Source organism: Hallella seregens ATCC 51272 (genome assembly GCF_000518545.1).
GTDB lineage: Bacteria > Bacteroidota > Bacteroidia > Bacteroidales > Bacteroidaceae > Prevotella > Prevotella seregens.
Genome location: NZ_JADU01000006.1, coordinates 153,596 through 166,605, shown reverse-complemented (window position 1 = coordinate 166,605; position 13,010 = coordinate 153,596). Strand labels below are relative to the sequence as shown.

The following is a 13,010-nucleotide window of genomic DNA, read 5'->3' as shown; positions in this document are numbered from 1 at the left end:
CACTTGAAAGGAACAGACGGACATACTTGCGGACAGTGTTACGGGAAGTATGGAACGTGGATGCCGTTTCCTTGATACCCATCCCTGCCGCATAACATCTTAAAATGTTCTTGATTCTCTTGTTCATTTGCATAGATTTTATTATTACCCCTTACACCAGGACTCGGGTTCCCAAATCTACATAAAAAAACTCTAACGACACTTGTACTAAGTGGTTAATGTTATTTTGGCCAAAAGGGTCAATCATATTATGGCCAAGGTGAGCAATCCTGTTTGGCCAAAGGGGTCAAAGTAGAGTGGCTTTTCCAGGTGGCGGTAACGCACAAGGACACCGATAATAGACACATTCACATCATTGCCAACCGTATCAGTCTGTATGGAGAGGTCTATGATACCACCTTTGTGAGCAACAAGGCAGCGAGAGTGGCGGAGGAAATAAGCAGGGAGAAAAACTTGACTATCGCAAAGGAGGTCAAGGCGGAAAAGAAATACCAAAAGTCAAAAGCCAATCTAACGAGAGAACAGACAAAGCAGCAGGTGCAGAAGATTTGCTATGCCTTGCTTGATAAGTACAAAGGCACAGGCACCACAGGGCATTCCATGTTTCTCTATGAATTGAACAAGAGCGGCGTCGTCATAGAGCGCATGAAGAACAAGCAAGGCAAGGTCTATGGCTTGAAGTTCTCATTTGGTGGACAATCGTTCAAGGCTTCCGAAATCGGCAGGGAGTTCGGCTACCGTTCCTTGCAGAAAAACTTTGAGACTGCCAACAAGAAAGAACCAAAGAAACCGCATCAAACAGTACAAGGACTAACAGAAAAGAAAGAACAACCTGAGACAGGTTACCAACTCGTACCTCCAAGCCGTTCCTCAATTTCACGAGACAACGACACTCCACGAGCGCAGAACTCCATTGGTGCAGTGGCAGACACCATAGTTAGCGCAGCCGATGAACTAATGGAAGGGTTGGGCGATTTGATTACACCAACCGTACAGGGCGATGACTATGCCGAAGCAGCGTGGCAGCGCAAACTAAGAAATCAAGCGAACAGAAAGAAGCGAGGGAGAAGAATGTAACTCGCAGCAATAAAGAATACATCATATTACGCAGAAATCCGAGTTTATTTGCAATTTCTTGATAAAAAACAGTATCTTTGCAATCTATTAAACATTTATAATGATAGATGTCTGAAGATAGGCTTCGTATTGGTGATATCGGCTTTGTCTACAACCGCTCTCAAGTTGAGCAGAAGTGGAGTTTGATGGACATGGATAATAGGGCTCCTTTTATCTTTGTTCCTATAGATTGTGAAAAATTCCTAACAAACTCGCAGATTATTACCAATAAAATGAGGGATGACGATGGGCTTTATGTGGGACTTAATCCTGATTATCAGAAAAAAGTGAGTTATGATTATTTGATGTTTGAAATTGGTAGTATAGCTGGATATGTTGCCTTGTTCTTCAGCAAGGACAAAATGAAATTCAGAAAAAAACTGACAAAAACACAATTATTGAACTTTGAATTTAGAAAAGAAGACCAAGATACTCAAAGAGTTTACGGTTACAGTGCCTTAATAGTTTCAAATATGTCGATGTATATTTCTAAGCATATAAACGACAAGTATTTTCAGCTTCGGTTGAGTATGTTTACAGATGTCCGTGATTCTCTAAGCATTGCTCAGATTATGCAACCTTCTCTAAAAGAAATGGGGATCAACTTGAATTTATTTAATTCTTGGAAAGCTCTTTTGGATAAAAGCCAAATAAACGAAAATGGTGTCAATACTATATTCGATGCCCTTCTTGATAATAAAACTGAAGTTATGAACGATGTACGTAAAGTGCGTATTCTGTTCACTAATTTGATGTCTTTTGCGAACAAAATCCATGACCATGACAAAGTGGAAGATTAATAGCATAAAAATAGAAAACTTCAAGTTTTTCCATCGCCCTTTCAAGATGGATATTGAAGGTAAGAATTTGCTTCTGTATGGAGAGAATGGTAGTGGAAAGAGTTCTATCTATTGGGCTATCTATACCTTGTTTCAGAGTTGTTATAAAAGACCAACAATAGATGATGCACAGAAATATTTTGTAGCAGATAACACGGAAAATCTTCGTAACAAATTCTTACCTGATACTCAGAGGTCTGGTGTTGAATTAGAATTTATATCTGAAGATGATGGTCGTAGAAAGTCTTATGAAGACTCAAATGTCAGGTGTAATACTTCTACAGACCCTTTTATGAGCATTACTGCAGGATCTAGTACCTTCATGAACTACAAGTTTCTTTCTGCCATCTTCGATTTTAAAAATAGCAAGCAGCCCGAGATCTTCAATATTTTCGTCAGTGATATTTTCCCAGCTCTAATTTTACAACCATCCATGGAACTCATTCACTGTGATGGCACACAATCATCTGTAATGACAGCTGACTACTGGTGGAAGTATTTAAATAATAACCTTCAGAATCTAAAGAGAGGTTCTAATCCACATTATATTTTGAAGACTTCTGATGAATACATACGTTATTCCAGACTGCTGAAAGAATTTAACAGACAGATAAAGAATAATGTGACCCTAATTGAAACTAAGGCCAATCAGATGATTTCTAATAGCTTCAAATTGAATGCGAGACTTCAGATGGACTATGAGAATGCAAGGATTACAGATGTCCAGATGGGGCCAGGAGTATTATATAACAAAAAAATATTACCTCCCAAAATAAAGGTTAAGGCAGAATTCAGCCATAACCATATTGTTGGACATAATGACATATTACATCCTCGCTCCTTTTTCAATGAGGCAAAACTTACTTGTCTTGCCATTGCGATGCGTTTTGCTGTTGTCGAAATTATGCACCGTGCCGAGGATGATGGTGTCTCTGCACTATTCCTCGATGATTTGCTGATTAGTCTAGATATGTCTACAAGACTTGAAGTAATGGACATTATTTTGAGTTATGAAAGTAATTATCAGATACTACTTTTCACGCATGATTACACCTTCTTCGATATTCTGAGGTCAAAGATTAGACAGCAGAAACATGATAGCAGCTGGTTGTTCAAGGAATTATACTGCTTGAATGATGATATAGACAATATACCAGACTATCTACTTGTTGATAATCAGAATGCAATTGATAGGGCAAAAGCTTTTTATGAGCAACGTGACTATGCTGCGTCTGCCAATGCATTAAGACGTGAATGTGAAGAGCAGCTTAAAAGATTGCTACCATTCAATGCTACAGTAGAATTTCAGAGAGCCCCTTTCCCCAAAACTTCTCCTAAACAACTATCCAACATGATGGGTGCTCTCAATCAGTTTTATTCAGACACAGGAATTCCTGATATTACTCCAGATATACAGATGTATAGGGAGAGAATCCTCAATCCGTTATCACATCACGATGCTCGTACTCCAATATACAAGAGTGAGTTGCTAAAAGCTATTGATGAAATTTCAAAACTGAGAACAATATCGGTTTCATTTCTAGTCCAATATACAGATTGTACGCTTTCAAATGATTTTTTTATCCATTTCACTAAGGATGGTATAGATGCGGAGGTACACTTTTATTTTTGTGCTGAGTGGGTGAAATACACACTGAATGGTATGGATTATTTTTCAAATCCTTTGCTTCACATTACCTCTTCTAATGTGCCACAATATGTAGTTGGAAGAGAAAAAAATATAAAAAGTATTTACAACACACTTTGTAATTATGTATATAGAGGTGCTGGCGGTTATCCAAGTCTTGAAGATGCTATTCAGAAGTGATATGATATTATATTAAGTTATCTGTTTTTTTATATTTATTCTCATCATAATGACCATTATTCGGTAAGAAAGTATTATCTTTGCAAACAGAATAATAAGCGTTCTTTGTTAGGCAGAAAACAGCGAAGCCAAGTAGCCTGCTCGTTTCCAAATCGTTACCTGTTTGGCTTATGCGATAAGGTAACTTCTTTATTTTCAATAAGTTGTATTTCAAGAATTATCTTGCGCTGCGACGATGGCGTAATCGCACGGCGGCAAACGGTTATTCGCGTAGCATAGGCGGCGTGGTGGCGGTGCGACGGCTCCGTGGGGTCAGTCGATGGAGAGTAGCGAGTCGGTGATGATGTCGGCTCCTGCGGCGCGCAACTCGGCCTCGGTGCCATTGCCGTAGGTCACGCCGCAGGTGCGGCATCCGGCTCCGCGGCCCATGAGGATGTCGTAGTGCATGTCGCCGATGACCAGTGCGTCGGTCGCGTCGAGGCCGAAGTGGGCCAGCGTCTGGAGCACGGGGCAGGGGTCGGGCTTGGGCCGGGCCACGTCCTCGCAGCCCAGCACGAGCGAGACGTACCGGCCCAACTGCATCTCGCGGACGAAGGCCATGAGCGACTCGTGACCGCGGCTGCTGGCCAGCGACACCCGCGCGCCGCCCTCGTGCCACCGGCGCATGGCCTCGGCGGCCCCGGGAAACAGGGGCGCCACGCCCGGCTTCTGGCTGGCGGCAAAGCGTCGGCGGTAGATGTCGACGCACGCCTGTACCTGCGTCTCGGTGAGAGGCATCAGCATGCGGAAGCCTTCGGCCAGCGGCAGTCCGATGGTTTGGCTGCACGCCTCGTGGCTGCGCGCGGGCAGACCGGCCTCGCGCAGGGTGGCCTGCATGGTGTCGGTGATGATTCGGTTGGTGTCGGCCACGGTGCCGTCGAAGTCGAGAATGTAGAGCTTGTACATGGGATCAGCGTTTGGCCAGGTACTTGTCGATGAGCGTCTGGCAGGCGTCCTCGATGAGGCTGATGGCCAGCTCGAAGCCGGCCGCGCCGCCATAGTAGGGGTCGGGCACGCTGGCATGGCCGGCATAAGCGTTGAACAGCGTGCTCACGGGTGTCACGCGGGCGCGCTGTTCCGGGGTGCGCGTGCGCGACATCACGGCCTCATAGTTGTCGTCGTCCATGGTGACGATGAGGTCGAAGCGGTCCAGGTCGGTGCGGGCGTCGAACTGCCGCGCCCTGTGGTCGAACTCGTAGCCGTGCGCGCGGCCGTGGCTGCGCATGCGCTCGTCGGGCAGCTGCCCCACGTGCCAGCCGCCGATGCCGGCCGAGTCGATATGGACCAGATGGTCGAGGCCGCGCTGGCGCACCATCTTTTCCAGAATGCCCTGGGCCGCCGGCGACCGGCAAATGTTGCCCAGACAGATGAAAAGCACCGAGAATTTTCCTTTTTTTGTCATGGTGGTGTGGTTCTTGCCCGGCGGTTGGCGGCGGAACGATTCCGCGGCGTGCCGTCGGCAGAGGAATTGCAAAAGTACGGAAAAATCCCGATACGGCCATCAAAAACGCCCCGGTTTGTGAGTCCGGGGCGTTGGTTTGCAGGTTATTCTTCGTCGTTGTCGTCGTCCCAGAGGCTGGGCTTCGGCTCCATGCAGGCTCCGCCGTCCTTGGACAGCGGGGCTGCCAAGGGCTTGGCTTGGTGGGTTTAGGGTTTCGGCTGGGGTTGACGGCTCATGCCTGCGGGGCCTTGTGACGCGCTTCGATCTGGCGGTTGATGTCGTCTATGACCTCGTCGGTGAGCTCATAGCGCGAGATAATGAGCATGGCCACCACGAGCAGCAGGGCCGGCAGCACGGCCACGAGCCACAGAATGCCCTGCTCGGCCAGTGCGCTTTGGGTGGTGGCATTGGTCCGGTCGAAGCCCACCAGGGCCAGCACCAGGCCCGGCACCACGCCGCCCAGGGCCATGCCGGCCTTGTAGAAGATGCCGGTCAGGGCGTTGACGATGCCCGAGATGCGGCGGCCGTGGGTGTATTCGCCGTAGGAAATCACCTCGGGCACCAAGGCCCACATGTAGCCTGTGGCCACAATGACGCCCGTAGACTTGACAAATTGCGCCACGTAGACCAGCCAGACCTGCGACCGCAAGGCCGGTATCATCGAGATGGCATAGAGCATAGCCATGCCCAAAATGGCGATGCCGAGGAATGCAAAGAACATCTGCCGCTTGCCGATGGCCCGCTTGATGGCGGGCACCAAGGGCATGAAGATGAAGGCCGGAACGGAGCCCAAGGCCATGAAGTTGGCCATCTGGTCGGGCGTGCCGTGCACGTTGTAGATCATGTAATAGCTTCCTGCCGAGTTGCCGACGGCCATCATGGCAAATGCCGTGACGAAGAAGAAGGCCAAAACGCGCAGCGGACGGTTGCGCACGAACTCGGTCCAGAGGTCGGACACGCGCACGTTGGCCGTCTCGCTGCGGTCCATGACCACGCGCTCGCGCGTCTGGCTGAAGCAGAAAAAGAGCAGCGCGAGGCCCACAAGCGCGTAGACCAGCATCGTGACGAACCAGGCGCCGGCGGCCTCCTGCGTGTTCACCTGACCGCCGGGAGCCAGTGCAGCCACCAGCTTGGGTATGCCGTAGGCCACGGCCAAGCCGCCCAAATTGGCAAAAAGCATGCGTACGGAGGTGAGCACCGTTATCTCGTTGGTGTCGCGGGTGAGGGACGCATTGAGTGCGCCGTAGGGTACATTGATGAGCGTGTAGCACATCGACATGCCCACATAAGTGGCGTAGGCATAGGCCAGCGAGCCGTGGAACTCGTTCCAGAAGCACAGCACGGCGAAGCCCGTGAGCGGGATGCCGCCCAGCACCAGGTATGCGCGGTACTTGCCCAGCCGGGGCGAGTGCTTGTCGACAAAGGTTCCCACGAGCGGGTCCCACAGCACGTCGACCAGCCGCACCACGAGAAACATGAACGCGGCAGAGGCCGGATTGAGGCCGTAGACGTTGGTATAGAAGATCAGCAAGTACATGCCGATGGTCTGGTAGATGAGGTTTTGCGCCAGGTCGCCCGAGGCAAAGCCCGTGCGCTGCAGCCAGGAGAGCTTGTAGAAGCCGCGTTGTTCGGCGGCCGCGCCGTTGGATTCTTGTTGCATGGCAGGTGTGTGACTGTTGTGATGGATGCGTGGAATGTCGGGCGCAAAGATACGGAGTTTGGCGCGGGCGGGGCTTTTCGGATGTTTCCAAAGGTTTCGGTTTTGTATCACAGCCGGCCGCACGCACCGTCCGGAGGCGGAAGAGGAAAAGAAAAGAGACAAACAAGAAAGTGCCGTTTGGCCGATGTTGCGTATCTTTGCACCATGAAACCACTCAAACAGGAAATGATATGAAACGTACAAGTCAAGTTCGGGGCCGCCGGATCGCCCGGTGGGCCGCCGGCGTGCTGCTCTGCATGGGGGTTGCCGCAGCCGCCCAAGTCCATGCCCCTGCCGCCCCGCGGCCCAGGCTTGCGGCCCCGCAGCCGCCGCATGCCACCCCCGACGGGCTGCCAGCCGGCACCCGTTTGGCCTCGACGGCCGAGCCCGGCAACGACTATCCGCGCGTGGACAGCCTGCGGCGGGCCTACTTCCGCCTGGCCGCCCCCGGGGCCAGCCGTGTGCAAGTGGAGATATGCGGCCGGAAATACGACATGCAGCGCGACGCCCTGGGCGTGTGGACGGGCATGACCGACCCGCTCGCCGTGGGATTCCACTACTATTTTCTGCTCGTCGATGGCGTGCAGGTGGCCGACCCCGCCACCGACACCTTCTTCGGTTGCTGCCGCCAGGCCAGTGGCATTGAGATTCCCGAGGGCCCCGAGGGCGACTACTACCGGCCCCGGCAAGGCGTGGCCCACGGGCAGGTGCGCTCGGTGACGTACTACGCCGAGAGCACGCGGGAGTGGCGGCGAGCCATGGTCTACACCCCCGCCGAGTATGAGACGGGCACGCGCCGCTACCCCGTGCTCTACCTGCAGCACGGCATGGGCGAGGACGAGACCGGCTGGAGCCGGCAAGGCCAGCTGCCGCACATCATGGACAACCTCGTTGCACGGGGCGAGGCCGTGCCGATGGTGGTGGTGATGGAGAGCGGCGACGTGAAGGCTCCGTTCCGCGGAGGCTCCAACGAGGCCGGGCGGAGCGACTACGGCGCGACGTTTTACAAGGTGCTGCTGAACGACCTTATCCCCATGGTGGACCGCACTTTCCGCACCCTCTCCGACCGCGACCACCGGGCCATGGCCGGACTCTCGTGGGGCGGGCACCAGACGTTCGACGTGGTGTTTACCCATCTCGACCTCTTTTCCTACGCCGGAGCCTTCAGCGGCGCCATCTTCGGGCTCGACGTGAACCAGACCTACGGCGGCATATTTTCGCGCCCGGCCGAGGTGAACAGCCGCCTGCACTATCTGTTTCTGGGCTGCGGCAGCGAGGAGGACATGGGCACCGGCCGCCTGGTGGCCGACCTGCGGCGGGCTGGCGTGCGTGTGGACAGCTATGTGTCTGTGGGCACCCACCACGAGTGGCTCACGTGGCGGCGCTGCCTCAGGGCTTTCGTGCCCCATCTGTTCAAACGCTGACGCCCGGCCCGCAGCGTGGGGGGCGCCGGCGAAAAGGCCGCGGAGGCGTTGCGATAACGGTGCAACGGCGCGGCGATGACGGTGTGATCGAGACGCGACGACGGCGTAACCGCAATGCGATTACGCCGTCGTCGTTTGGGGATTCCGGCACGGTGGTGGAGGAGGTGCGGCCTGACGGTAGTGTCGCAGCCGCATGGCAGAGGTGTTGCGGCCGTGTCATGGTGGCGGGTCGGCCGCCCCGTGTCGCCGCCGCGGGCCGTTCGCATGGGCTGCCCGGCTATGCCTGGGCTTCGAAATATTCCTCCAGCCGCCGGGTGGCCGAGCCGGAGGTGTTGGGCAGGTCCTCGATGATGCGGCCGTGTTCGAGCAGGGCCACGCGCGTGCTGATGTCGATGGTGTGCTGCAGGTTGTGGCTGCTCACGAGGATGGTGGCCCCTGTAGCGGCGTGGTGGTCGAGGAGGAGCTTCTTCAAAAGGTTCTGGCTCGAGGGGTCGAGAAAGTTGAACGGCTCGTCGAGAACCACCAGCTCGGGGCGGGAGAAGAGCACGGAAATGATGCCTACTTTCTGTTTGTTGCCCGCGCTGAGGTTGCGGATGAGCTTCTTCTGGCCGAACACCTCGTCGTGGGCGAAGGGCAGGAACGGGGCCACGGCCGAGCTTTCGGGGTGGTTCCAGTCGATGGCGGGCAGTCCGCTGATGCGGGCAATGAAGTCGAGATACTCCTCGGGCGTGAGGAAGTCGATGAGGAAACGCTCGTCGATGTAGGCTCCGGTGAGCGATTTCCAGGCCTCCGACTGGGCGGGCAGGATGGGCTCGGGGTCGGGTTGGCCGGCCGTGGGGGCGGGCAGCAGCGTCACCTGGCCCGCGTCGGCCTTGAGCAAGTCGAGCACAAGACGGAAGAGCGTGGTCTTGCCCGCGCCGTTGTTGCCCACGAGTCCGAGGATGTCGCCGTGGCCGACGGTGAACGAAGGGATGTCTACGGCCGTTTTGTCGCCGAAGGTTTTGAGGAGTTGGTGGAGTTGGATTTGCATGTCGGGATGATGGGTTGGAACGGGAAAAGGAGACCGCACGGCCGTCGCAGGGCGAGTGGCGGTGGGGTCTCCTTTTCGGGTGGATGGGTGGATGGGCCGCGGGCGGGGGCCTTTAGCTGAGGCCCTTGCCGTGGCAGTTCTTGAACTTCAGGCCGCTGCCGCAGGGGCAGGGGTCGTTGGGACGCGGCATTTTGTCGTGCACCACGGGCTCGCGCCGGCGCACGGGCTCGCGCGTGTCCTGGCTGGCGGCGGCCTGCTGACTGCTGCGTATCTCGTCGAAGTCGTCTTTCTGCTCGTTGTAACGCTGGCTGCGCTGCTCCTCGGGAGCGGCCTGCTGCACCTGCTGCTGGGTCTGCACGGGTATCTGTCCGCGCATGAGGAAGCTCGAGATGCGGTTGTTCATGTCGTCGATCATGCTGTCCCAGAGCTTCGCGCTCTCGAGTTTGAAGATGAGCAGCGGGTCTTTTTGCTCGTAGGAAGCGTTCTGCACGCTGTGGCGCAACTCGTCGAGCTGGCGCAGATTTTCCTTCCAGTCGTCGTCGATGATGCTGAGCATGACGAACTTCTCGAACTCTCTGACGATGTTTTTGGCCTCGGTTTCGTAGGCTTCCTTCAGGTTGACGCGCAGCTGCACCACGTGGCGGCCGTCGGTAATGGGCACAAGAATGAACTGGAACTGCTCGCCCTGGTGCTCGTACACCTCCTTGATGACGGGGTAGGCGTCGGCCTGAATGCGGTCTGTCTTGCGCTTGAAGGCGGCCATGGCACTCTGGAAAGCACGCTCCTGCAGGTCGGCCTTGTTGCTGTTGTCGAACTCTTCGGCGGTGAAAGGAATCTCCATAGACAGCACCTCGAAGAAGGCTTCCTTGGCCCCTGCGTAGTCGTTGTTGTCGACAATGCTCACCACACGGTCCCAGATGACGTTGGTGATGTCCATGCCGATACGCTCGCCCATGAGTGCGTGGCGGCGTTTCTCGTAGATGACGGTGCGCTGCTTGTTCATCACGTCGTCGTATTCGAGCAAGTGTTTGCGGATTCCGAAGTTGTTTTCCTCCACCTTTTTCTGGGCCCGCTCAATGCTTCTGGAGATCATGGAACTCTCTATTCGCTCGCCGTCCTCGAAGCCGAGGCGGTCCATGACCTTGGCAATGCGCTCGCTTCCGAACTTGCGCATGAGGTCGTCCTCGAGCGAGACGTAGAACACCGACGAACCCGGGTCACCCTGACGGCCGGCGCGTCCGCGCAGCTGTCGGTCCACACGGCGGCTCTCGTGGCGGGTGGTGCCGATGATGGCGAGGCCTCCTGCGGCCTTCACCTCGGGGCTGAGCTTGATGTCGGTACCGCGGCCGGCCATGTTGGTAGCGATGGTTACGGCTCCCAGTCCGTTGACCGACTTGCCGGCCTCGGCCACGATCTGCGCCTCTTTCTGGTGCAGCTTGGCGTTGAGCACCTGGTGGGGCACCTTCCGCATGGTGAGCATCTTGGAGAGAAGTTCGCTGATTTCGACCGACGTGGTGCCCACGAGGCAGGGCCGTCCCTGCTGGCGCATCTCCTCAATCTCCTCGATGACGGCACGGTATTTCTCGCGGTTGGTCTTGTAGACACGGTCGTCGAGGTCGTGGCGGGCGATGGGACGGTTGGTGGGAATCTCCACCACGTCGAGCTTGTAGATGTCCCAGAACTCGCCGGCCTCGGTGCTTGCCGTGCCGGTCATGCCGGCCAGCTTGTGATACATACGGAAATAGTTCTGCAGAGTAATGGTGGCAAAGGTCTGCGTGGCGGCCTCAATGCGCACGTGTTCCTTGGCTTCGATGGCCTGATGCAGGCCGTCGCTCCAGCGTCGTCCCTCCATAATGCGGCCCGTCTGCTCGTCCACGATCTTCACTTCGCCGTTCATCACCACGTACTCGTCGTCCTTGTTGAACATGGTGTAGGCCTTGAGCAGCTGCTGCAGGGTGTGCACACGGTCGCTCTGCACGGCGTAGTGGTTGAGCAAATCGTCCTTGCGGTCGAGGCGTTGCTGGTCGTCGAGGCCGGTCTCGGCCTCGAGGGCGGAGAGCTGCGAAGCGATGTCGGGCAGCACAAAGAGGTCTTGATCGTTCACTTGATGGGCCAGCCAGTCAGTGCCTTTGTCGGTCAGATCGGCGCTGTTCATCTTCTCGTCGACCACGAAGTACAGGGGCTTGACGGCCTCGGGCATGCGTCGGTTGTTGTTCTCCATGTAGATTTCCTCGGTCCTCTGCAAGCCCGACTTGATGCCTTCCTCGGAGAGATACTTGATGAGGGCCTTGTTCTTGGGCAAGGCTTTATAGGAGCGGAAGAGGCAGAGGAAGCCCTCGTCGGTGAGGTTCTGGTCTTTCTTCTCGCGGCCTTCGTTGATTTTCTGTCGTGCCTCGGCCAGCAGTTCGGTGGCCTGTTTGCGCTGCACCTCGTAGAGACGCTCCACCAGCGGCTGGTATTCCTCGAACATCTGGTCGTCGCCTTTGGGGATGGGGCCCGAGATGATGAGCGGCGTCCGCGCGTCGTCGATGAGCACGGAGTCCACCTCGTCCACGATGGCGAAGTTGTGGCGACGCTGCACAAGGTCCTTGGGCGAGAGGGCCATGTTGTCGCGCAGGTAGTCGAAACCGAACTCATTGTTGGTTCCGAAAGTGATGTCAGCCTGATAGGCCTTGCGCCTCGCCTCGGAGTTGGGCTGGTGTTTGTCGATGCAATCGACCGAAAGGCCGTGGAACTCGTAGAGCGGCCCCATCCATTCGGAGTCGCGCTTGGCCAGGTAGTCGTTCACCGTGACCATGTGCACGCCGTTGCCTGTCAGGGCATTAAGGAACACGGGAAGCGTGGCCACGAGGGTCTTTCCCTCGCCCGTCGCCATCTCTGCAATCTTTCCTTGATGCAGGGCGATGCCGCCAAAGATCTGCACGTCGTAGTGCACCATGTCCCATTTCATCTTGTTTCCGCCGGCCGTCCACTCGTTGTGGTAGACGGCTTTGTCGCCGTCGATGGTGATAAAGTCGTTGGCAGGATTGGCGGCGAGCTCACGGTCGAAGTCGGTGGCCGTGACCACCACCTCGTCGTTCTCGGCAAAGCGGCGTGCGGTGTCCTTGACAATGCTGTAGGCTGTGGGCATCACCTCGTTGAGAACCTGCTCCAGGGCGTCGAGCATTTCCTTGTCCTGCTTGTCGATTTCGTCGAAGATGGGCTCGCGTTCATCGATGGGCGTGTCCTCGATGCGGCCCTTGAGCTCGGCTATTTTGTCGAGGTAAGGCTTGGCGGCGTCCTGCACGTGGCGGCGCATTTCCCGGCTCTTGGCACGCAGTTCGTCGTGGCTGAGTTTCTCGATGTCGGGATAGACGGCCTTCACCTGCTCCACAAGGGGCTGGATAAGCTTCATGTCTCGGCTTGACTTGTCGCCGAAAAGCGATTTCAAAATGTTGTTGAAGTTCATATCTAAATTGATTTTATGCTGTTGAATGCTGCAAAATTACGAAAAAGAATCCGTAATGCAGGTGATTCGGCCTACGAATTGGCACATCGCGTTGCGGTGTGCGTATAAAGGGCTTGAAAAGGGGAAATGCAGGCCGTTTTCCCCGG

At 55.2% G+C, this 13,010-nt stretch carries 8 protein-coding genes and 2 pseudogenes; 4 read left to right on the top strand and 6 right to left on the bottom strand.

Features of this window, described 5'->3' with window-relative positions:
* Positions 1 to 127 (bottom strand): helix-turn-helix domain-containing protein (locus L888_RS14380; RefSeq protein WP_156924972.1); only part of this gene is annotated, 127 nt, incomplete at its 3' end.
* A 182-nt stretch (positions 128 to 309) separates the two neighbouring features.
* Here L888_RS14380 and L888_RS13305 point away from each other — a divergent pair.
* From L888_RS13305 to L888_RS0102400, 3 genes and pseudogenes are all read left to right on the top strand, one after another.
* Positions 310 to 1,077 (top strand): annotated as a pseudogene (locus L888_RS13305) (relaxase/mobilization nuclease domain-containing protein); the annotation flags it as partial.
* A gap of 107 nt (positions 1,078 to 1,184) precedes the next feature.
* Positions 1,185 to 1,916: a hypothetical protein gene (locus L888_RS0102405; RefSeq protein WP_027951728.1), complete on the top strand. Its 732-nt coding sequence runs from the start codon at positions 1,185 to 1,187 to the stop codon at positions 1,914 to 1,916.
* A complete protein-coding gene (locus L888_RS0102400) occupies positions 1,897 to 3,783 on the top strand; it encodes an ATP-binding protein (RefSeq protein ID WP_027951727.1) in 1,887 nt (628 codons plus the stop codon). The genes L888_RS0102405 and L888_RS0102400 overlap by 20 nt, the downstream gene beginning before the upstream one ends.
* Before the next feature lie 312 nt (positions 3,784 to 4,095).
* On the opposite strand, the gene L888_RS0102395 is transcribed toward L888_RS0102400, so the two are convergent.
* The 3 genes from L888_RS0102395 to L888_RS0102385 all read right to left on the bottom strand — a co-directional run bounded on the left by L888_RS0102395 (position 4,096) and on the right by L888_RS0102385 (position 6,923).
* Entirely contained in the window at positions 4,096 to 4,728 is a 633-nt protein-coding gene (locus L888_RS0102395) for an HAD family hydrolase (protein WP_027951726.1), read from the bottom strand.
* 4 nt (positions 4,729 to 4,732) lie between these two features.
* Positions 4,733 to 5,224 carry a low molecular weight protein-tyrosine-phosphatase gene (locus L888_RS0102390; protein WP_027951725.1) on the bottom strand — a complete coding sequence of 164 codons (492 nt, stop codon included), beginning with the start codon at positions 5,222 to 5,224 and terminating at the stop codon, positions 4,733 to 4,735.
* A gap of 271 nt (positions 5,225 to 5,495) precedes the next feature.
* Positions 5,496 to 6,923, bottom strand: coding sequence for an MFS transporter (locus L888_RS0102385; protein WP_027951724.1), 1,428 nt, complete (start codon positions 6,921 to 6,923; stop codon positions 5,496 to 5,498).
* Positions 6,924 to 7,324: 401 nt separating this feature from the next.
* On the opposite strand from L888_RS0102385, the pseudogene L888_RS0102380 reads away from it, so the two are divergent.
* Positions 7,325 to 8,386: pseudogene (locus L888_RS0102380) on the top strand (alpha/beta hydrolase-fold protein); the annotation flags it as partial.
* Between the two features lie 277 nt (positions 8,387 to 8,663).
* Here L888_RS0102380 and L888_RS0102375 read toward each other — a convergent pair.
* Positions 8,664 to 9,416: an ABC transporter ATP-binding protein gene (locus L888_RS0102375; RefSeq protein WP_015310433.1), complete on the bottom strand. Its 753-nt coding sequence runs from the start codon at positions 9,414 to 9,416 to the stop codon at positions 8,664 to 8,666.
* Between the two features lie 112 nt (positions 9,417 to 9,528).
* A complete protein-coding gene (gene secA / locus L888_RS0102365; protein WP_027951722.1) occupies positions 9,529 to 12,864 on the bottom strand; it encodes a preprotein translocase subunit SecA in 3,336 nt (1,111 codons plus the stop codon).
* Positions 12,865 to 13,010 lie beyond the last annotated feature (146 nt).

Bases quoted from the DNA above. Each gene is read 5' to 3' on its own strand.
- L888_RS0102400 (WP_027951727.1), top strand. From the start codon at position 1,897: ATGACAAAGTGGAAGATTAATAGCATAAAAATAGAAAACTTCAAGTTT.
- L888_RS0102405 (WP_027951728.1), top strand. From the start codon at position 1,185: ATGTCTGAAGATAGGCTTCGTATTGGTGATATCGGCTTTGTCTACAAC.
- L888_RS0102390 (WP_027951725.1), bottom strand. From the start codon at position 5,224: ATGACAAAAAAAGGAAAATTCTCGGTGCTTTTCATCTGTCTGGGCAAC.
- L888_RS0102395 (WP_027951726.1), bottom strand. From the start codon at position 4,728: ATGTACAAGCTCTACATTCTCGACTTCGACGGCACCGTGGCCGACACC.
- L888_RS0102375 (WP_015310433.1), bottom strand. From the start codon at position 9,416: ATGCAAATCCAACTCCACCAACTCCTCAAAACCTTCGGCGACAAAACG.
- secA (WP_027951722.1), bottom strand. From the start codon at position 12,864: ATGAACTTCAACAACATTTTGAAATCGCTTTTCGGCGACAAGTCAAGC.
- L888_RS0102385 (WP_027951724.1), bottom strand. From the start codon at position 6,923: ATGCAACAAGAATCCAACGGCGCGGCCGCCGAACAACGCGGCTTCTAC.